This is a genomic window from Streptomyces cacaoi (assembly GCF_006539165.1).
GTDB classification, from domain to species: domain Bacteria; phylum Actinomycetota; class Actinomycetes; order Streptomycetales; family Streptomycetaceae; genus Streptomyces; species Streptomyces cacaoi.
The window spans coordinates 1-19,812 of sequence record NZ_BJMM01000045.1; the positions used below are offsets into that span (position 1 = coordinate 1).

At 72.9% G+C, this 19,812-nt stretch carries 13 protein-coding genes, 3 tRNA genes and 1 pseudogene; 9 read left to right on the plus strand and 8 right to left on the minus strand.

Annotation, left to right across the window (positions count from 1 at the left end; genetic code table 11):
- Positions 1-335: 335 nt before the first annotated feature.
- Positions 336-698 (minus strand): metallopeptidase family protein, encoded by a 363-nt coding sequence (locus tag SCA03_RS28345; RefSeq protein WP_086818473.1) that lies wholly within the window; start codon positions 696-698, stop codon positions 336-338.
- A gap of 247 nt (positions 699-945) precedes the next feature.
- On the opposite strand from SCA03_RS28345, the gene SCA03_RS28350 reads away from it, so the two are divergent.
- Positions 946-2,703, plus strand: a complete 1,758-nt coding sequence (locus SCA03_RS28350; RefSeq protein WP_141275729.1) for a metallophosphoesterase family protein — start codon at positions 946-948, stop codon at positions 2,701-2,703.
- A gap of 170 nt (positions 2,704-2,873) precedes the next feature.
- Positions 2,874-2,946 (plus strand) — tRNA-Glu (locus tag SCA03_RS28355).
- Between the two features lie 197 nt (positions 2,947-3,143).
- On the opposite strand, the gene SCA03_RS36880 is transcribed toward SCA03_RS28355, so the two are convergent.
- Positions 3,144-3,275, minus strand: coding sequence for a hypothetical protein (locus SCA03_RS36880; protein ID WP_268978152.1), 132 nt, complete (start codon positions 3,273-3,275; stop codon positions 3,144-3,146).
- A 656-nt stretch (positions 3,276-3,931) separates the two neighbouring features.
- On the opposite strand from SCA03_RS36880, the gene SCA03_RS28360 reads away from it, so the two are divergent.
- Entirely contained in the window at positions 3,932-5,314 is a 1,383-nt protein-coding gene (locus tag SCA03_RS28360) for a hypothetical protein (RefSeq protein ID WP_086817460.1), read from the plus strand.
- A 13-nt stretch (positions 5,315-5,327) separates the two neighbouring features.
- Here the strand turns inward: SCA03_RS28360 and SCA03_RS28365 are convergent, their stop codons facing one another.
- A complete protein-coding gene (locus tag SCA03_RS28365; RefSeq protein ID WP_030884895.1) occupies positions 5,328-5,855 on the minus strand; it encodes a carboxymuconolactone decarboxylase family protein in 528 nt (175 codons plus the stop codon).
- Positions 5,856-6,337: 482 nt separating this feature from the next.
- Here SCA03_RS28365 and SCA03_RS28370 point away from each other — a divergent pair, with 482 nt between their 5' ends.
- From SCA03_RS28370 to SCA03_RS28390, 5 genes are all read left to right on the plus strand, one after another.
- Positions 6,338-8,062 carry a tetratricopeptide repeat protein gene (locus SCA03_RS28370; protein ID WP_086817462.1) on the plus strand — a complete coding sequence of 575 codons (1,725 nt, stop codon included), beginning with the start codon at positions 6,338-6,340 and terminating at the stop codon, positions 8,060-8,062.
- Between the two features lie 236 nt (positions 8,063-8,298).
- Positions 8,299-9,237: a LysR family transcriptional regulator gene (locus tag SCA03_RS28375; RefSeq protein ID WP_086817464.1), complete on the plus strand. Its 939-nt coding sequence runs from the start codon at positions 8,299-8,301 to the stop codon at positions 9,235-9,237.
- A gap of 381 nt (positions 9,238-9,618) precedes the next feature.
- Complete coding sequence (locus SCA03_RS28380) at positions 9,619-10,503, plus strand: SDR family oxidoreductase (protein ID WP_063764595.1); 885 nt, start codon at positions 9,619-9,621, stop codon at positions 10,501-10,503.
- Between the two features lie 129 nt (positions 10,504-10,632).
- Positions 10,633-10,707, plus strand: a tRNA-Asp gene (locus SCA03_RS28385).
- A 35-nt stretch (positions 10,708-10,742) separates the two neighbouring features.
- A tRNA-Phe gene (locus tag SCA03_RS28390) sits at positions 10,743-10,816 on the plus strand.
- Between the two features lie 74 nt (positions 10,817-10,890).
- Here SCA03_RS28390 and SCA03_RS28395 read toward each other — a convergent pair.
- The 5 genes and pseudogenes from SCA03_RS28395 to SCA03_RS28415 all read right to left on the minus strand — a co-directional run bounded on the left by SCA03_RS28395 (position 10,891) and on the right by SCA03_RS28415 (position 15,597).
- Positions 10,891-12,015 carry a hypothetical protein gene (locus SCA03_RS28395; protein WP_086817466.1) on the minus strand — a complete coding sequence of 375 codons (1,125 nt, stop codon included), beginning with the start codon at positions 12,013-12,015 and terminating at the stop codon, positions 10,891-10,893.
- A gap of 270 nt (positions 12,016-12,285) precedes the next feature.
- A pseudogene (locus SCA03_RS28400) lies at positions 12,286-13,128 on the minus strand (cytochrome c biogenesis CcdA family protein); the annotation flags it as partial.
- Complete coding sequence (locus SCA03_RS28405) at positions 13,128-14,168, minus strand: DsbA family protein (protein WP_308698381.1); 1,041 nt, start codon at positions 14,166-14,168, stop codon at positions 13,128-13,130. The pseudogene SCA03_RS28400 and the gene SCA03_RS28405, both read right to left, overlap by 1 nt.
- 86 nt (positions 14,169-14,254) lie before the next feature.
- Positions 14,255-14,803: a hypothetical protein gene (locus SCA03_RS28410; RefSeq protein ID WP_030884914.1), complete on the minus strand. Its 549-nt coding sequence runs from the start codon at positions 14,801-14,803 to the stop codon at positions 14,255-14,257.
- Between the two features lie 71 nt (positions 14,804-14,874).
- Entirely contained in the window at positions 14,875-15,597 is a 723-nt protein-coding gene (locus SCA03_RS28415; RefSeq protein WP_141275730.1) for a hypothetical protein, read from the minus strand.
- Positions 15,598-15,668: 71 nt separating this feature from the next.
- On the opposite strand from SCA03_RS28415, the gene hrpA reads away from it, so the two are divergent.
- A complete protein-coding gene (gene hrpA, locus SCA03_RS28420; RefSeq protein WP_086817115.1) occupies positions 15,669-19,811 on the plus strand; it encodes an ATP-dependent RNA helicase HrpA in 4,143 nt (1,380 codons plus the stop codon).
- Position 19,812 lies beyond the last annotated feature (1 nt).

Consider the following 19,812-nt stretch of genomic DNA (forward strand, 5'->3'; position numbering starts at 1 on the left):
CCGTGGGTGGGGGTGGAGAACGAAGGTTGGGGTACCGGGGCTGGTCTCCGTCGCCCCACCACCGCCCCGCGGGTGGGGGTGGAGAACGAAGGTTGGGGTACCGGGGCTGGTCTCCGTCGCCCCACCACCGCCCCGCGGGTGGGGGTGGGGATTGAAGGTTGGGGTGTCGGGGCTGGTCTCCGTCGCCCCGCCCGCGCCGTCGTCCCGCCCGGTCCCTGGGGGGCGGGAAACAAAGGTCGAGGCGCCGGGGCTGGTCTCCGTCGCCGCCCGCGCTGTCGCCCCGCACGAACCATGGGCGGGGGGCGGGAAACAAAGGTGGAGGGCGCCGGGATCGGCTAGCCGTAGCCGAGGGTGTGGAGGCGGGCGTCGTCGATGCCGAAGTGGTGGGCGATCTCGTGGACGACGGTGATCTCGATCTCCTCGACGGCCAGTTCACGGCCCCCGTTCTCCCGCGCGACCATCCGCAGCGTCGGCCCGCGGTAGATCGTGATGCGGTCGGGGAGGACGCCCGCGTACCACTCGCCGCGTTCGGTGAGCGGTGTGCCCTCGTAGAGGCCGAGCAGTTCGGGATCGTCGGCGGGGGGCTCGTCCTCGACGAACACCGCGACGTTGTCCATGAGTCGGGTCAACTCGGGCGGGATACGGTCGAGCGCCTGGGCGACCAGTTCCTCGAACTCCTCGCGCGTCATCTCCAGCACGCGTTCATTGTCGGCCAGGGAGCCGCGCACCACTACCGCGGGGACGGGCACCACCACCGCGGCGGCCGCACCACCACCGCGGGGACCGCACCACCGCACCCGCCGCGCCCCTGCCCCGGGCACGCCCGGACCGCCACGACCCCGCACCGGCCCCGCACCGGAACCCGCCACCGACCCCGCCCGGCGGACCACCCGCTTCCGGGAGATTCCGGCATGGAGGCCCGGCACCAGGGGCATACCGCCCTGCATGGCCAGCGAAGCCGCGAAGCCGTTCCGTGCCGTGGCGGTGCGGGCCCGAAGGCTCGCCACGGCGGTCCGCCACCGGGTACCGGGGGCGTCCGGGGCACGTCGGCACGCTGCGGGAGCGCGCAGCACCGGCGGGGCGCCGCCCACCGGCCCGTCGCTCCCGTCGGCGGCGGGCCGGCGGACAGCGCACCCGTGGCGCCGCGCTCTCGGACTCGTCCTCGTCGCCCTGTTCGGCGCCTGGCTGGGGCTGCTGGCCGTCGGCCATGTGCGGACGCCGGTGGGGCCCGTCGACACGACGATGACGCTGCGGCCGTCCGTCACCGGCGGCACGAAGATCAATGTCTCGCCGCTGGGCGCGCTGGAGCTGGAGAGCCACTACGCGCCGCTGCGGTTGGACGTGGACGTCGACCAGCTCGACCAGGAGCGGGCCTCCGCGCTCGTCGACCACCCGGAGCGGATCGAGGGGCTCCGGGAGGAGGTCGCGGACGATGTGGCCGCGGGCACCGTGGGGCTCGGGGTACGCACGGTCGTGGCCATGGCCTCCGGGGCGTGCGCGCTGGGGCTCGTCGTCTACCGCCGCCCGCGCCGGGCGCTGGCCGCCGGCGGGCTGGCGCTGGCGCTGCTCGCCGCCTCGGCCGCCTCGGCGGCGGCGACCTGGAACCCGAAGTCGATACTGGAGCCGAAGTTCTCCGGGCTGCTGGCGAGCGCTCCCCAGGTGGTCGGCACGGCACGCAGCATCGCCACCGAATTCGACGTCTACCAGCAGGAGTTGGCACGGCTGGTGACAAATGTGACGAAGCTGTACGACACGGCTTCGACGCTGCCCGCCTACCAGCCCGATCCGAGCACGATGCGCGTTCTGCACGTCTCCGACATCCATCTCAACCCGGCCGCCTGGCACATCATCCGGTCCCTCGTCGACCAGTACGACATCGACGTGATCATCGACACCGGCGACACCATGGACCACGGCACCTCGGCCGAGAACGGCTTCCTCGACCCCGTCAAGGAACTGGGCGCGCCCTACGTCTGGGTACGCGGCAACCACGACTCGCGCACCACGCAGCAGGCCGTCGAGAAGCTGGGCGAGCGCACCCCGGCCAAGGGGAAGCCGGGCGGCGGCAAGGGCGGCTCCGGGGTGTACGTGGCCGACAAGGGCGAACCGGTGGACGTCGCCGGACTGCGCATCTCCGGCTGGGGCGACCCGCAGTTCACACCGGACCGCTCGGTCGAGGCACAGGGCGACCCGGCCGAGCGCGCCGAGGGCCGCAAGCTCGCCCGGACCCTGCGGGAGCAGCGCGAGCGGGGCGAGCCCGTCGACATCGCCGTCGCGCACAACCCGGTGCTGGCCAAGGAGACCGACGGGCTCACCCCGCTCGTCCTGGCCGGGCACACCCACAACCGCAGCACCGAACTGCTGCCCGGCGGCACCCGGCTGATGATCCAGGGCTCGACGGGCGGCAGCGGACTGCGCGCCGTCGAGAAGGAGAAGCCCGACAAGGTCCAGGCGTCCGTGCTCTACCTCGACCGGGAATCACACAAGCTCCAGGCGTGGGACGAGATCACCCTGGGCGGGGTGGGCCTGTCGAAGGCGGAGGTCTCCCGCCACCTCCCCCAGGACGTCAAGGACCACCTCCCCACCACCACCCCGACCCCTTCCTCTCCCCCGACTGCGACACCCTCGTCTTCCTCAGCTCCGCCCTCTTCGCCCCCTTCGCCGCCCTCGTCCACACCGGCGCCCTCGCCCGGCGGAGAGTGACGCACGACCACGGATCGTGACGAAGGCGGGCGACGGAGGCCACGACGGAAGGCGGCCGGACGGCCGCCGAGCCGACCACCCGAAAACCGTTTTGGCGAACGGCTTCGGCATCCCATATGCTGCCGGGGATCCTCTGTCCCGCTGCTCACAGCGCGGACGGACGGGCCCTCGCCCTCATCGTCTAGTGGCCCAGGACGCCGCCCTTTCAAGGCGGTAGCACGGGTTCGAATCCCGTTGGGGGCACACACATCTGAAGACAGCTGGACACGGCTCGACTATGAGTGTCCAGCTCCTCACTCGGTGTCACTTGTGAGGCAGTCCGGAGTTGCCCTCGGTTCACGCGACCGAGGGCAACTTGCATGTGGTGGGCCCCGCGAGAGCGTGCTCACCGCCGCACCGGCCCCCTCGGCGTCCCCCGCGCCCCTCGTAGAATCCCCTGATCAGGGCGGTCGCCGGCGGGGGACGGGGGACGTGATGGCCTGCGCGACGAGAGCAGAGCGCATCGCCGCACGGGAGGCGCCCGCGCCGGCGGTCTTCCTGGTGATCGTGCCGCTCTCCTCGATCGTCGCCATGGGGGTGTGGGCCTTCGAGGGCGACCGGGACCGGCGCTTCGGGCTCTTGATGCTCTGCGTGGGGGTGGCCGTCCTCGGCCTGGCGGTGCTGACGGGCTACCGCCTCCTGCGCGGCGTGTGGCGGCCCGCCGGGGTGCTGGAAACCGTACTGACAGGTTCGTCGGAGCCCTCGGGGTCGTCGGAGCCCTCGGGGTCGTCGGGGGACGCGCCGCCACCGCCGCTGCCTCGCCGGGTGCCCCGGGAGGCGGGGTGGCGGCTGCTCGCCGGGATCCACTGCACGGGGCTGGCCGGTTGGCTCGTCAGCTTCTGGTTCGTGGGCGTCGGCAACCCGGAGGAGCAGGGGCGGCTGCACTCGGACGGGGAGCTGTGGCTGTGGGGCGCCGCCCTCGCCGTGATCGTGCTGCTCTGCACGCTCAACGCGGAGGGAACGGTCCACCCGGTCCTGCCGGGCCGGGCCCGGGCGCTTCGGGTCACCCTCCGGAACGGCCGTCTCGTAGCGCACGACGGGCTCCAGATCGACCTGCGCGTTCCCCGGGTGGAACCCGAGCACATGTCCGCCGCTCTGAACGGGCGGAACCTCTGGCTTCTGTTGGGATCCGCTGCGGACGAAGCGGGACTTCACCCTGGACGGGCCGCCGCGCGGGAACTGCGCCGCCGTGCTGGTCCTCGACGGCGGCCGGGCGGTACGGGCCCGGGCGCTCTTCCCGCCGGACCGCTCCCCCGGGGCGGAGGGCGACCCCGTCGGCGGGCCCCGGGCTCCCGTGGACCCGGCCCGGCGCGTCGGCTCCTGGACGTCGTACATGGCGTGGCCGCTGCTGCTGCCGTGGCAGGGCATCGGCTGCTACGCCCTGGTGTTGCTGCTCAGCGGCGGCCTCTGCACCGAGGGCGCGCCGCGCGGCCTGCTGGCGGTCCCCGGCGCCGTCGCCCTGGTGGCCGCGTTCTCCTACCACCCGTTCCTCTTCCTCGACCGGGCGTTGGCCCCTGCCTGGTACCGCACCCGGGACCCCGCGCGGGCGGACCGCCTCAGCCGCGCCGTCCTCCGGGCGTCCGCGCTGACCCGCCTCGCCATGGTCGTCCCGGTGACCGCCGTGGCCGCCCTCCTGATATGGCTGGCCGGGCCCGGCCCCGGCCGGCGGGTCGCCCTGACAGCGGGGTGTCCGGCCCTCGCGGGCCTGGTGCTGCTGGTGCTCCTCGTCCACCGGGTGGCGACCGGCCCGATCAGCCCGTACGAGCTGGAGCGGTCCGCGCCCGGGACCGCCCCCGGCCCCGGCCGGGCCCGTTCGGTCGTCGGCGTGGTCGGTCTGGTCGGCTGGGGAGCCGGCATGGTGCTCTTCCTGCCCCTCAGCGACGTGACGATCGACCCGCAGCTCGAACGGCTCCGCGCGGCGGGCGCGGTCGTCGCCGAGGTCCCCATCGAGACGACCCGCCTCGTGAAGCGCCACCACACCGTCAGCAAGGGCGCCGAGACCAGCCACCAGTACGCCGCGACCCAGCTCCTGGGGGTACGGCTCCGCGGCGACGACGGACACAGCGACACCGCCACCGTCCGCACCATGAGCGACGGGGACGGGCGTATCAGCGGAGAACGGATCACCGTCGTCCACGCCCCCGGCGACACCGGTCCGGGCGCCTACACAGGCCAGGACTCCCGGGAATCCCTCCGCGCCCGGCCCAGCCAGTGGGAGCACTACCAGGACGACCTCCCCCGGCTACTCGCCGGCCGGCCGCTGTCCGGACGGCAGCTCGCAGTGCTCGGCGGCGCGTGGCTCCTGGTCGTCGGCTTCTGCGCCGTCCGCACCTACCGCGACCCCGCCCGGAACCGCCGTCCTTTCTGGCCGCTCACCAGCACCTACCTCTCCTTCTCGGGCTACGCCGCGGCCCTGGCGATCAGCGCGGTCCTGCTCACCGACCACTGGGCCACCGGCTTCAGCCGCCTCGGCGGCGGCCTGCTCGGCGCCTTCGCCCTGTTCGTCGGCTACGCCCTCCGCGAGCCGTTCCGCCACGGGTCCGGCGCCGGGGCCCGCCGGGAGCGCGGCTGAGGGGCTGTGACCGTCAGACCGCCAGTGCGACGAGGAAGCGGGACACCATGTTGTAGGCGGCGACCGTGGCGACCGCCTCCACGGTCCGGGCCTCGCCGAAGAGCGCCTTCAGCTGTTCGATGACCTCGCCGTCCACCTCCACCTGCCGGGTGGACCGGTCGGTGAGCGCGAGGAGGGCGCGCTCCTCCTCGTCGAACACGCTGCCGTCCACGTGCTCCGCTTCGAGGGCGCGGGCCTTCTCCTCGGTGCCGCCGGCTTCCAGGTAGGCCGGGTGGTGCACGTTCCATTCGAAGTCCGCGCGGTTCAGCACCGCCACCCTCAACATGATCAGTTCCCGGTGTTCCAGGTCCAGTTCGAATGCGGCGCGGACGCGGCCCAGCAGCGCGTTCCAGCCGGTGGCCAGGGGGAAGCTCCGCAGAAGCACCCGGTCGATACCGATCAGTTCGCCGCCGGGCCGGCGCCCCCGCATCTCTGCCAGCAGACCGGCCGGCGGGGCGGGGAAGGTGTCCTCCTGCCACGGGGTGACACGCACGTCGCTCATACTGTTCTCCTTCTTCGGCGGCGGATTTCTTTGCGTGAGGCGCGGGGCCGCCCGTCACACGGCAGCGGAAGGGATTCCGGATGCCGTGCACGCCGCATCCCCGCGGCCCGCATGCGCCGGCCACCGTAGGAAGCACCCGCGGCGACCGGTAGAAGAGCCGGATGAATGCGGCCATACGGAACGCTTATGCCGCTCCGGCGCGTTCGCCTTCCCGGCGCACGCCGGTCGCCCGTCTCCGCGAACATTCCCGGCGCACGCCGGTCGCCCGTCTCCGCGAACCGCCTCCGACGGTTGCCTCCGCGCCCCGGGGCGGATGACGGCCGCGCGGTGGACGCGCGTGCGCACCGCCATATGACGTCCCGTTATGGCCGTATCACCGGAGATCCTCTACTGGGCGCAGGGCCCGGCCCCTAGGGTGGCCGCGCCTCCCGAACCGGGCATGACCGGCATCGGTTCCGTCGAGCGAAAGGGGACGCGATCCCGTGCCTGACCACCCCTACGACCTCGGCCCGCACAGCCGCCCCGTGGCGACGGCATCCGCACAGGCCCAACGGTGGTTCGACCGCGGCCTGGTGTGGTCCTACTCCTTCAACCACGACGAGGCGGTGCGCTGCTTCGAGCAGGCCGCCGCGCACGACCCGGACTGCTCGGCCGCGCACTGGGGCGCCGCCTACGCGAAGGGCCCCAACTACAACAAGCCCTGGAAGACCTTCGACCCCGTCGACCTCGGCGACACCCTCGCCTACGGCCGCGCCGCGCTGGACCGGGCGCGCGCGACCGCCTCCTCGGAACCGGAGCGCGGGCTCGCCGAAGCGCTCCGCGCACGCTTCCCCACCGGCGCGCCCCCGCAGGACCCGGAGGACTTCCGCGCCTTCGACCTGGCCTACGCGGAGGCCATGCGCCCGGTCCACGAGGCGCACCCGCACGACCCGGACGTGGCAGCGCTGTTCGCCGACGCCCTGCTGTGCGTCAGCCCGCGTGCCCTGTGGGACCTGGACACGGGCGAGCCGACCGGCTACGGCACGCTGGAGGCCGAGCGGGTCCTGCTGGAGGCACTCGCCCGGCCCGAGGGCGCGCGGCACCCGGGCCTGAACCACCTGTACATCCACCTGATGGACATGTCGGCGCACCCGGAGCGCGCCGTCCCCGCCGCCGGCAGGCTGCGCCATCTGGTCCCGGACGCCTCGCACATGGTGCACATGGCCACCCACATCGACGCCGCCTGCGGCGACTACCGCCGCGTCGTCGAATCCAACCAGGCCGCGGCGGCCGCGGACGACGCCTACTTCGCGCGGGAGAAGACCGTCGGCCGGTACTTCGTCTACCGCGCCCACAACCTGTGCTACCTGGCCTTCGGCGCGATGATGTCCGGTCGTTCGCAGGAAGCGCTGCACGCCGCACACCGGCTCGACGCACTCCTCACGCCCGAGGTGCTGCGGGTCGAGAGCCCCCCGATGGCGGACCTGTGCGAGAGCTTCCGCACCGTGCTGCCGCACGTCCTGATCCGCTTCGGCCGCTGGGAGGAGGCTGTCGCGCTGGACGTGCCCCGGGACCAGGAGCTGTACTGCTCCACCACCGCGATGGTGCACTACGCGCACGGCATCGCTCATGCGGCACTCGGCCGTACCGCCGAAGCCGACGCCGCCCGCGAGGAGTTCACGGCAGCCGCCGCCCGCGTGCCCGAGACCAGGCTGAACGCCACCCCGTCCCGCGAGGTCGACGTGCTCCGCGTCGCGGGCGCGATGCTGGACGGCGAGATCGCCTACCGCAAGGACGAGTACGACCGAGCCTTCGCGGACCTGCGCCGCGCCATCGCCTTCGAGGACGCCCTCCCCTACACCGACCCCGTCGCCTGGCTCCAGCCGGTCCGCCACGCCTACGCCGCCCTCCTGCACGAACAGGGCCGCACCGAGGAGGCCGCCGCGGTACACCGCGCCGATCTCGGCCTGGACGACACCCTCGCCCGCTGGCGCACCCACCCCGGCAACGTCTGGAGCCTGCACGGCCTGCACACCTGCCTCACACAGCTGGGCCGCCACGAGGAGGCCCGCGCCCTCGCCTTCCAGCGGGACATCGCCGTGGCCGGCGCCGACGTCCCCGTCGCCGCCTCCTGCTACTGCGCGCTGACCGCCTTCGAGGACAGCCCACCGGAGAGCGCCTCCGGCTGCTGCGCCCCGGCACCTGAACCGACCGGCACCACCTTCTGACCGGGCCCGGCCCCGGCGCCGGTGCGGACCCGCGTTCCCGCCCGCACCGGCGCCGGTCCGCGCCGCCGACGGCAGCCGCACCGGCAGCGGTCACGTTCCGTCACTCCCCGCAGCACAGGCGCCCGCACCCGGCCCACATAGCCGCTCGTTATGGTGAAGGGACAGCGCCTCACCGTCCGGACAGGCCACAGGCGCCGGACAGGCCAGGGCGAGGGAAGCGGGAACAAGGAACGGCTATGACCGAGCGGCTCAGCACCGAGGGGCTGCGCTACGCGCGGGCGGTCGCCGAGGCCAAGTCCTTCAGTGCCGCGGCCAAGGCGTACGGGGTGACGCAGCCGGCGCTGTCGAACGGGATCGCCAAGCTGGAGGAACGGCTGGGCGGGAAGCTCTTCGAGCGCTCCCCGCGCGGGGTGGCCCCCACCGCCTTCGGCGCACGGATGCTGCCGCTGATCTCCTCCGCCGTGGCGGCGCTGGACGCGGTCGCGGCCGAGGCCGGGCGGCTGACCGCACCCGGGCGGCGAAGGATCCGCATGGGGGTCTCGCCGCTGATCGCCTCCGAGCTGGTCGCCCGCGCCTTCGCCCTGGTCCGCCACCTGCCCGAGGCCCCGGACCTGGTGCTGCGCGAGGCCGACATGGAAGACCTGCGCCACGGGCTGCGCACCGGCGGGACCGACATCATCCTCATCCCCGCCGTGGCCGCGATGCCGCGCTTCGAGCACCGCGTCATCGACGTCGAGCCGATGGTGGTCGTCGGACCCGAGGACCGGCAGAGCGGGGCCCCGGTGGAACTCCCCGAGGTCGGCGACGAGCAGTTCATCCTCGTCCCCGACACCTGCGGCCTGACGACCTTCACCCACCGCCTCTTCCAGGCACACGAACTGCCGCTGCGCACCTACCCCGGCGAGGCCGCCGGCTACAGCGTGTTGCAGGACTGGGCGCGGCTGGGCCTCGGCTCCGCCCTGGTTCCGCGCTCCAAACTGTCCGCGCCCGACACCCCGCACCGCCCGCTCGTGGACGCGGGACGGGAGGTCGAGCTGTCCTTCGAGGCGGTGTGGAGCGCCGGCTCCCCCCTCTCCGCCGACCTGCTCCGGCTGGCCGACGGCCTCGCAGCCGCGCGCCGCACCGGGGATCCGCAGACGGAACGCACCGGAGAACCGCAGACGGAAGGGGCCTGACCACGCCCCTCGCCTCGACCGGCCGGCCTCGCCCCTCGCGTGCTCTCCCTCAGCCCGCGCTCGACGCCAACGGCCTCACCACCGAGCTGCGCAACGGCCCACTCGCCCCTCCGGCCGAAGCCCGTGAGCACATACCGTGACCGCCGCGACGGCCGGGCCCCCGCCCCCGAGCGCCCCCGCTCCCGGGTGGTTGCTCCCCCGACCCCGTGTTTTACTGCCGATACGGCGGCCTACCGCCGATACGGCTGCCTCCACCGTTCGATCCGGCGTCCCCGCACCGCACCCGCACGCACGCACCGCACCGCCGCACGGCCCCGCCCCGGCGCGAGTCACCGGACCCGCTTCCGGCATCGGGCCCGCAGCGGCCGGAGGGAGTCAGCGATGGGCACCTATGTCGTCACCGGATCCGCCTCCGGTATCGGCGCCGCCACGACGCATCTGCTGGAGGACGAGGGGCACACCGTCATCGGCGTCGACGTGCTGGAGACCACCGTCCGAGCCGACCTCAGCACCCCGCAGGGCCGCGCCGACGCCGTCACCGGGATCCGCACGGCCCTGCGCGGCGGGCACCTGGACGGCATCGCCGCCGTCGCGGGCGCCGGGGCGCACCTGGACGACCCGGGCAAGGTGCTCGCGGTGAACTACTTCGCCCCGGTCGCCGTGCTGGAGGGGCTGCGCCGCGAGCTGGCGGCGGGCGGGGAGGGCCGCGCCGTCGTCGTCTCGTCCAACTCGGCGGGCACCGCGCCGCTGATCGACGAGACGCTGGTGCGCACGGTGCTGACCGGCGACGAGGAGGCCGCCCTGGAGCGGGCCCGCGGCCGGCACATCGAGCTGCCCGAGGAGATCGCCGAGAGCGCACCCAGCATCACCGCCTACGCCTCGTCGAAGCTGGCCCTGTCGCTGTGGGTACGGCGCACCGCCGTCACCGCGGAGTGGGCCCGCGAGGGGCTGCTGCTGAACGCCGTCGCACCGGGCGCCGTCCTCAGCCCGTCCGTCCGCTCCGCCATCCCGCCGGACACCGACCCGGACAACTTTCCGACGCCCATCCCGCTCGGCGTCTTCGGGCAGCCGGAGGACGTCGCCTTCTGGGTGCACCAGTTCCTCCGCCCGCAGGCCCGCTTCACCACGGGGACGGTCCTGTACGTGGACGGCGGCACCGACGCGGCCATGCGCCCCGAGGGCTCCCCGCTGCCCCTCGCACCCCCCGAAGAAGCCGGCGCGGCCGAGGACGCAGCCGGGGACGGTGAGGGCACCCGGGGGCCGTGAGCCGGCGTTTTCCCGGCACACCCCGGGGTCTGTTACTCTTTTCCGGCGACGTCAACCCCCGCCGGGAAGCCCCCGGAGGACCGGGAGCACACGGCGCACTGTGCGAGACTGGTTCTCGCGCAACAGCTTGGTCCTGTGGAGCAGTTTGGAGTGCTCGCCACCCTGTCAAGGTGGAGGCCGCGGGTTCAAATCCCGTCAGGACCGCTCTCCTTGGGAAGCACACCGTCCCGAGGGTGCGCGGCTGGGTAGCTCAGTTGGTACGAGCGTCCGCCTGAAAAGCGGAAGGTCGCCGGTTCGACCCCGGCCCCAGCCACAGTGCATGTCGAAGGCCCCGCCCGCGAGGGACGGGGCCTTCTGCATGTGCGGCGGGTGTTCCGGTGGATCCGCTCATCCGCCGGGTGCCGCCGCGTGGGCCGGGCCGCCGGTGGCGCGCGGGGCCCGGCCGCCGGGGTGGCGGTGGCGCCAGATCCAGAAGACGGTGCAGGAGACGAGGGCCCAGGCCGCCAGCACCAGGTACGGCTGGATCAGTTGGTGGTCGGGGAAGTAGACGGCCGTGTGCTGGGCGTTGACGGAGGCTCCGGGCGGCAGCCAGCGGCCGATCTCGCCGAGCACGGACGGCAGCAGCGGCCAGGAGACGGCCCCGCCCGAGGAGGGGTTGCCGAGCAGCACCATCAGTCCCCAGGTGGGGATCATGGCCCAGCGGCCGAAGAGGGTGTTGAACATGGTGAAGACCATGCCGCTGGTGAAGAGCGTGAGGGCGAGGATCATCCAGGACTGCACGAAGGGCAGCCGCAGGGTGTGCAGCCCCCAGTCGACGACGGCGGCGATGACGAAGCCGCCGAGCAAGGCGTAGGCCACGGTGAAGGCGATCCGCTCGGGCGGGTTGAGCGCGCGGGCGTGGACGCTGAGCTGAATGGCGCCGACGAAGCCGATGATGACGGCGGCCAGCGAGATGTAGAAGATCGCCAGGCCGCGCGGATCGCCCTTGTTGAGCGGCTTGAGGTCCCGCACCTGCACCGGCACGTCGATCTTCTTGCCGACCTGCGGGCCCGCCTGCTGGAACAGCTGCGCGACCGAGGCGCCCGAGGCGCTGGACACGTCCAGCTCGACGCCCTTGGGCTGCTCGACCCGCATGATCGCGAAGATCTGCTGTGCCTCGACGGCCTGTTCCGCCTGGTCACGGGTGCGGAAGTGGCGCAGCTCCAGGGAGGAGCCGAGCGCCTTCTCCATACCGAGCACGAACTTCTCGCGCTCCTGGGAGCTGTGCGGCTTGCCGACGACGCCGACGGGCACGTTGTGCGGGGTCGGATTGGCCATCGCGTACGTGTACGAGCCGGCGAAGAGCCCGGCGGCGGCCGCGAGGATCAGCACGAGCACCGAGGCGGGGAAGAAGGGCGAGTCCTTGAAGGCCCGCCACTTCTCCCCCGCGCTCGACGGACGGCCGTGCGCACCGTGCGGCCCGCGCTGCTCGGGCGGGCCGGGGTGTCCGTGCGGCTCGTGCTGCTCGCTCATGCAAAACACACTAAGCGCGCATTTTGCTCATTTCTCCTGCACGTCCGTCTTCCGTGCCCCTCCGGCTCCCCTGCGCCCGGCTTCCCCACGCCCTTCGGGCACCCCGGATGCACCGGACACCCCGGACACCGGGACTGCGCCGTCCGCTTCAGCCGATTCCGCCGACTCGACCACTTCGGCCGCTTCGGCCGGTTCAGCCGCCTCGGCCGGTTCGATCGGTTCAGCCGCCTCGGCCGGTTCGGTCGGTTCGCCGTCCGGGAGAGCGTCGGCCGCCCCCTCGGCGTCCGCGTCCCGGTCATGGCGACGGCTGCGCAGCCGGTGGACGAGGAGCGCGGCGGCGGCGACGAGGACGAGCGCCGGTACGAGGGCCGTGTCCGGTACGGCGTCGCCGAGGCGTTTGGCCCAGTTCTCGGCGCTGAAGGCGCTGTCCACGTCGAGCAGCCCGGGCAGTGCGGCCGCACCGTCGAAGGCGAGGAAGAGCACGCCCAGCAGCACGAAGAACAGGCCGGACAGCAAAGACGTCGTGTGCAGGCGCAACCTGCCGAGGGTCAGCTCCCGGCCGCGGAGCCAGCGGCGACGTCCCAGGTCGAAGCGTTCCCACAGCAGCGCCAGCAGGAACAGCGGCACCGCCATGCCCAGCCCGTACACCGCGAGCAGCACCCCGCCGTACACGGGGTTGCCGCTCACCGCCGCGACGGTCAGCACGCTGCCGAGGATCGGTCCGGCGCAGAACCCGGCCAGGCCGTAGACGGCGCCGAGCGCGTAGACGGACAGCGCGGTCGTGGGCCGGATCCGGCCGGAGGTCTCCTGGAGGCGGCGCGAGGCGAAGCCCATGCCGAGGATCTGCGCCACGCCGAGCGCGATGATCAGCCATCCGCCGAGGGAGACGAGCAGGTCGCGGTGGCCGTAGAAGAGCCGGCCGGCGAACGAACCGGCGGCTCCGAGCGGCACCAGGGTCGTCGCCAGCCCCAGGTAGAAGATCCCGGTGCGGGCCAGCAGCCGGCCGGCCGAGTCGATCGAGTAGGCGAAGAAGGCGGGGAGCAGCAGGGCGCTGCACGGGCTGAGCAGCGCGAGCAGACCGCCGAGGAAGGCGGCGAGGTACCCGACGTCCATCAGTCGCCCTCCTTGCCGTCCGCCTTCTCGCCACCCTTGCCGTCGCCCTTGCCGTCGCCGTCGGCCTTGCCGTCCGCCGTGCCGGTGCCCTCACCGCCGGAACCCTTCTTCTTCGCGGCGGCCGCGGCCCGTTCGATGGCGTCCGTGAAGACCTCGTCGGGCTGGGCGCCGGCGATGGGCTCACCGTTGACGAGGAAGGCGGGCGTGGCGCTCGCGCCCAGCCCGTACGCCTCGTTGCGGTCCTTGTCCAGCAGCTTCTTGGCGTCGTCGCTCGCGCGGTCGCGGTCGAAGCGGTCCAGGTCCTTCACTCCGGCCTGCTCGGCGATCTCGTGCAGATGGTCGTCGGTGAAGGCGTTCTTCTCGTTGCCCTTGTCGGCGTAGACGGTCCGGTAGAACTCCCAGAACCTGCCCTGCCGGCCGGCGGCGATGCCCGCGAGCGCGGCCCGCTCGGACCCCTTGCCGAAGACGGGGAAGTTGCGCCACTCGACCCGCAGCAGGCCCTTGTCGATGTACTTCTTCTCCAGCTTCGGCTCGGTGTCCCGGGCGAACTTGCCGCAGAAGGAGCAGCCGAAGTCGGCGTACTCGATCATGACGACGGGCGCGTCCTTGTCGCCCCGGGCGTAGGGGTCGTCGCCGTCCCTGCGGGCCAGCGCGAGCAGCGCCGGGTCCCCGGCGGGGGAATCGTCGGGGCGGCCCTCGACGGTGGCGTTCCCGGAAGCGGAGGAGCTCGATCCGTCGCCGGATCCGCCTCCGGACACGACGGCCTGCGAGACCCATCCGGCCAGCAGCGCGACGACCGCCACGAGCACACCGATGATCACGCCCTTGCGGGGCTTTGCCGCACTCTTCGACGAGGCCGCGGACCTGCCGTTCTTGGCATTCCTGCCGTTCTTGGCATTCATGGCGCCGTCGGGGTTCTTGGTGCCGCCGGCGGGCTTGGTCTTCTTGGCGTTCTTGGCGTTCTTGGCGTTCTCGGCCTTCTCGGCCTTCTCGGCCTTCTCGGCGGAGCCGTCGGGCCCGGAAGCGGAGGACGATGACATGGGGGAACTCCTGGTCGAACGAGGGTGGAAGAGACGAGAGGGGGTGGGGCGCGGTACGGCCGGGCCGGCCGGCGCGCGGCTCGGTGTCAGGCGCGGGCCACCGGGCAGGCGACCTCGCCGGCGAGCCGCCGCACGGTCGCGACGGCGAGCAGCGCCACGGACACCACGGCGAGCAGCGGCTGCAACGGCTGCCAGATGCTGAGCGCACCCGAGGTGCCGAGCGCGAGCAGCACCAGCTTGTTGCACACGGGGCAGCCGACGGCGAAGAAACCCAGTACGGCGCCGACGGCACCCGCCCGGGAGGACCGGCGCCCCTCGGCACCGTCCACGCCCCCGGCGGATCCGTCCCCGGGGCCCGTCCCGGCGGGAGCCGAGGCGTCGCCGGGCCCGGCGGCGTCCGGTCCGGCAGGCGCACGGCGGACGTAGGTCGCCAGGAGCAGACCGGCCAGTACGGCGGTGAGCGCCAGCGACGGGTAGCCCCACCAGGGTGTCGGCACGGAGCGGCTGAACAGCGGGTTGGGGACGACGGCCGTGGGCAGCCCGACGGCGAGGAAGGTCAGCACGGCGGCGCCTGCGGACGCGCCCCAGCGGGAGGCGGGCCAGCGGGCCACCGCACGCAGCGCGAGCGGCAGCAAGGACGAACTCCTTCTCGGTGTCCTGGACGGATGCGGCGCGGAACGGCACACGGGTGTGCCGTCCGGCGCATCTACACGCGCAGGACGGAGAGTTCGACGGGGCTCGGCGGCGTGGCGGGGGCGGGGCCGCGCACGGGCGGCCGGGCGTGCGCCATGCCGAGCGCGGCGTGCGAGTCGGGGGTCAGGCACGCGGGGAGGGCGAGGGGCAGCACCTGCTGTGTCCCGCTGGACGGCGCCGCCGGGAGGCCGCCTTCCGGTCCGCCTCGGGACTTGTGGCAGCTGGGCGAGCCGTTGTCGCCGCGGTCGGCGTCGGCGTGCGCCGGCGCGGTCCGCACCGCCGGGCCTGCCGCGGCGCCCCCGGCGGCCTGCGCGCCGGGGCGCACCCCGTCCGCGTGCGCCCGGGCAGCCTCCGGACTCCGTTCCCCGGACTTCCCTGCGACGGACCCGTTGCCGGAGGACGAGCCGACGGACCCGTTCGTCCAGGACGAGCCGACGGGCCCGTTCACCCGGGACGAGCCGACGGGCCCGTCCCCCCGGGGCGAGCCGACGGGCCCGGAAGCGGCAGCGCCGCCCGGGTGCGTGGTCCCGGCAGTACCGGCCAAGTGCGCGGTCCCGGCAGCACCGGCGGAGGACACGGCCCCCACCGCACCGGCCTGCTGACCGCACAGAGCGAGGAGTACGCCCAATACGAGGACGCACACGGCGCCCACGGGCCCCACGGGGCCGAGGCGGGCGCGGACCGGCAGCACGGCGGCACGGGTCCGCCGCGCCACGTGAGGTCCGCCACCAGTCATGCACGCCAGCCTAACGAACCGCCCCAATTGGTTCGCCAGGCTCTTCGCCGGGGTGCGATCCTGGACGAGGTATGTCGACTTCCACCCCGCCTGCTGCCGCCGATCTGGCGGCCCGTATCCCTGAGCTGATGCTGGCCGACCAGCACCGGCTGTCGCGCCGGCTGGCCGGCGCCCGCAAGATCCGCAAGCCCGAGGCGCGTGCGGCCGTGCTCGCCGAGATCGCCGAGGCGATGGACGCGTCCGAGCTGCGCGCGGGGCTGCGCCGTGAGTCGGTGCCGCGGATCACCTATCCCGAGCAGTTGCCGGTCAGCCGGAAGAAGGACGAGATCCTGGCCGCCGTGCGCGATCACCAGGTGGTGATCGTCGCGGGCGAGACGGGCTCCGGCAAGACGACGCAGATCCCGAAGATCTGCATGGAGCTGGGCCGGGGCATCCTGGGCACGATCGGCCACACCCAGCCCCGCCGGATCGCGGCCCGTACGGTCGCGGAGCGGGTGGCGCACGAGCTGGGCTCGCAGCTGGGCGAGACCGTCGGCTGGAAGGTCCGGTTCACCGACCAGGTGAAGGACACCACGCTGGTCAAGCTGATGACCGACGGCATCCTGCTGGCGGAGATCCAACAGGACCGCGAGCTGCGCCAGTACGACACGCTCATCATCGACGAGGCGCACGAGCGCAGCCTCAACATCGACTTCCTGCTGGGCTATCTCGCCCAGCTGCTGCCCCGGCGCCCCGACCTCAAGGTGATCATCACCTCCGCGACGATCGATCCGGAGCGCTTCTCCCGGCACTTCGCCGCCTTCGCCACCGTGAACGGCAGCGCCGCGGACGGCAGCACCGCGGACGGCAGCACCGCGGATGAGGACGGGGCGGACGGGTCGAGCCCGGGCGCCCCCATCGTCGAGGTCAGCGGCCGCACCTACCCGGTGGAGGTGCGCTACCGGCCGCTGACGGTCGAGGCGGAGGACGGCGACGAGCAGGCCGCAGCGCGCGAGGACCGCGACCAGGTCACCGCGATCGGCGAAGCCGTCGACGAGCTGCGTGCCGAAGGCCCGGGCGACATCCTGGTGTTCCTCTCCGGCGAGCGGGAGATCCGGGACACGGCGGACGCGCTGGAGAAGAAGTTCACCCGCGAGGGCAACCGCCCGGGCTCGACGCCCACGGAGGTGCTCCCGCTCTACGCCCGGCTCTCCAACGCCGAGCAGCACCGCGTCTTCCAGCCGCATCCGGGCACCCGCCGCGTCGTGCTGGCCACGAACGTCGCGGAGACGTCGCTGACGGTGCCGGGCATCAAGTACGTCATCGACCCGGGCACGGCCCGGATCTCCCGCTACAGCCACCGCACGAAGGTGCAGCGGCTGCCGATCGAGCCCGTCAGCCAGGCCAGCGCGAACCAGCGCAAGGGCCGCTCGGGGCGTACCTCGGACGGCATCTGCATCCGGCTGTACTCGGAGGAGGACTTCCTCTCCCGGCCGGAGTTCACCGATCCGGAGATCCTGCGCACCAATCTGGCGTCGGTCATCCTCCAGATGACGGCGGCGGGCCTGGGCGAGATCGAGAGATTCCCGTTCGTCGACCCGCCGGACCACCGCAGCATCAAGGCCGGTGTGCAGCTGCTGGAGGAGCTGGGTGCGCTGGAGAGCAAGCCGGAGTCGCGTACCCGGCGGCTGACCCGGCTCGGCCGCAGCCTCGCCCAGCTGCCGGTCGACCCCCGGCTGGGCCGGATGGTGCTGGAGGCGGACCGCAACGGCTGTGTGCACGAGGTGATGGTGATCGCCGCGGCGCTGTCCATCCAGGACCCGCGCGAACGCCCCGCCGACAAGCAGCAGCAGGCCGATCAGCAGCACGCCCGCTTCAAGGAGGAGAGCAGCGACTTCCTGTCCTACCTCCATCTGTGGCGGTATGTGCGCGAGCAGCAGCGGGAGCTGTCCTCCTCGGCCTTCCGCCGGCTGTGCAAGGCCGAGTACCTCAACTACCTGCGCATACGCGAGTGGCAGGACATCTACGCACAGCTGCGCCAGGTGGCGCGGGGCATGAAGATCCGGCTGAACGAGCAGGAGGCGTCGGCGGACGCCGTCCATCAGTCGCTGCTGGCCGGGCTGTTGTCGCACATCGGGCTCAAGGACACCGAGAAGAACGAGTACTTGGGCGCGCGCAGCGCCAAGTTCGCGGTCTTCCCCGGCTCCTCGCTGTTCAAGAAGCCACCGCGGTGGATCATGTCGGCCGAGCTGGTGGAGACCTCGCGGCTGTGGGCGCGGGTCAACGCCCGGATCGAGCCGGAGTGGATCGAGCCGCTCGCCGGCCATCTGGTCAAGCGCACCTACAGCGAGCCGCACTGGGAGCAGAAGCAGGCGGCGGTGATGGCGTTCGAGCGGGTGACGCTCTACGGCGTGCCGATCGTCGCGCAGCGCAAGGTCAACTACGGCCGTATCGACCCGGAGACCTCGCGGGACCTTTTCATCCGCAACGCCCTGGTCGAGGGCGACTGGCGCACCCACCACCAGTTCTTCCACGACAACCGCAAGCTGCTCGACGAGGTCGAGGACCTGGAGCACCGCGCCCGCCGCCGCGACATCCTGGTGGACGACGAGACGCTCTACGACTTCTACGACCAGCGCCTGCCCGAACACATCGTCTCCGGGGCGCACTTCGACTCCTGGTGGAAGAAGAAGCGGCGCACCGAGCCCGATCTGCTGAGCTTCGAGAAGTCGATGCTCATCAACGAGCGGGCCGGCGACGTCTCCAAGGACGACTACCCGGACGTGTGGCGGCTGGACGGCCTCGTCCTGCCGGTGACCTACCAGTTCGAGCCCGGGACGGACGCCGACGGCGTCACCGTCCACATCCCGCTCCAGGTCCTCAACCAGGTCTCGCCGCAGACCGCCGCCTTCGACTGGCAGATCCCCGGCCTGCGCGAGGATCTGGTCACCGAGCTGATCCGCTCGCTGCCCAAGGCGATCCGGCGGCACTACGTCCCGGCGCCGAACCACGCCAAGCGCTTCATCGAGACCGTCGAGCCCCGCCAGGAGCCGCTGCCGCAGACGCTGGCGCGCGAGCTGCAACGCATGGTCGGAGTCCCGCTGTCCGCAGAGGACTTCGACCTCGACAAGGTCCCCGAGCATCTGAAGATCACCTTCCGGGTGGTCGACGAACGCCGCAGGAAGCTCGCCGAGAGCAAGGACCTCCAGGAGCTCCAGTACCGGCTGAAGTCCCAGACACAGGCGGCGCTCAACCGGGCGTTCGACTCCTCGTCCCGTGCCAGGTCCCGCAAGGCCAAGGCGGCGGCCCCCGACGCCGGTTCGCAGGCCGGCACGGCCGCCGGAGCGGCGCAGGACAGCTCCCTCCAGCGCACGGGCCTCACCAGCTGGACGCTCGGCAGCCTGCCGCGCACCTTCGAGACCCGGCGCGCGGGCCAGCCCGTGCGCGCCTATCCGGCGCTGACGGACGAGGGCGGCTCGGTCGCCGTGCGCCTCTACGACTCCGAGGCGGAGCAGCGGCAGGCCATGTGGCGCGGCACCCGCCGCCTCATCCTGCTCAATCTCCCCTCCGATCCGGCCAAGTTCGCACAGACGAAGCTCGACAACCGGCAGAAACTGGTGCTCTCCCGGTCGCCGCACGGCAGCGTCCAGGCGCTGTTCGAGGACTGCGTGGCGGCGACGACGGACCGGCTGATCGCCGCGCACGGCGGCCCGGCCTGGGACGAGGAGTCCTTCCGCAAGCTGTTCGACGCCGTACGGGCCGATCTCGTGGACGCGACCGTGCGCACCGTCCACCAGGTCCGGGAGGTGATGGCGGCCTGGCACGCGGTCGAGGACCGGCTGCGCGCGACGACGAGCCCGGTGCTGGCCGAGTCCGTCGCCGATGTCCGCGCCCAGCTCGACCGGCTGATCGCACCCGGCTTCGTCACCGAGCACGGCGCGGGCCGGCTGCCCGATCTGCTGCGCTATCTGATCGCCGCGGACCGCAGGCTCCAGCAGCTCCCGCACCACGTCGAGCGGGACCGCACCCGCATGGCGAAGGTGCGGGAGATGTGGGACGAGTACCTGTGGCTGCTGGAGCAGTACCCGCCCGGCCGCCCCGTGCCGCAGGCCGCGCGCGAGGTGCGCTGGATGGTCGAGGAGCTGCGGGTCAGCTACTTCGCGCACGCGCTGGGCACCGCGTATCCGGTCTCCGACAAGCGGATCAGGAAGGCGGTGGACGCCGCCGCTCCGTAGT

Excerpts from the sequence above, each read along its gene's own strand:
- SCA03_RS28380 (WP_063764595.1), top strand. The coding sequence starts at position 9,619 with ATGGGCACCTATGTCGTCACCGGATCCGCCTCCGGTATCGGCGCCGCC.
- SCA03_RS28365 (WP_030884895.1), bottom strand. The coding sequence starts at position 5,855 with ATGAGCGACGTGCGTGTCACCCCGTGGCAGGAGGACACCTTCCCCGCC.
- SCA03_RS28405 (WP_308698381.1), bottom strand. The coding sequence starts at position 14,168 with ATGTCATCGTCCTCCGCTTCCGGGCCCGACGGCTCCGCCGAGAAGGCC.
- hrpA (WP_086817115.1), top strand. The coding sequence starts at position 15,669 with ATGTCGACTTCCACCCCGCCTGCTGCCGCCGATCTGGCGGCCCGTATC.
- SCA03_RS36880 (WP_268978152.1), bottom strand. The coding sequence starts at position 3,275 with ATGGCGACGATCGAGGAGAGCGGCACGATCACCAGGAAGACCGCCGGC.
- SCA03_RS28415 (WP_141275730.1), bottom strand. The coding sequence starts at position 15,597 with ATGACTGGTGGCGGACCTCACGTGGCGCGGCGGACCCGTGCCGCCGTG.
- SCA03_RS28395 (WP_086817466.1), bottom strand. The coding sequence starts at position 12,015 with ATGAGCGAGCAGCACGAGCCGCACGGACACCCCGGCCCGCCCGAGCAG.
- SCA03_RS28350 (WP_141275729.1), top strand. The coding sequence starts at position 946 with ATGGCCAGCGAAGCCGCGAAGCCGTTCCGTGCCGTGGCGGTGCGGGCC.
- SCA03_RS28375 (WP_086817464.1), top strand. The coding sequence starts at position 8,299 with ATGACCGAGCGGCTCAGCACCGAGGGGCTGCGCTACGCGCGGGCGGTC.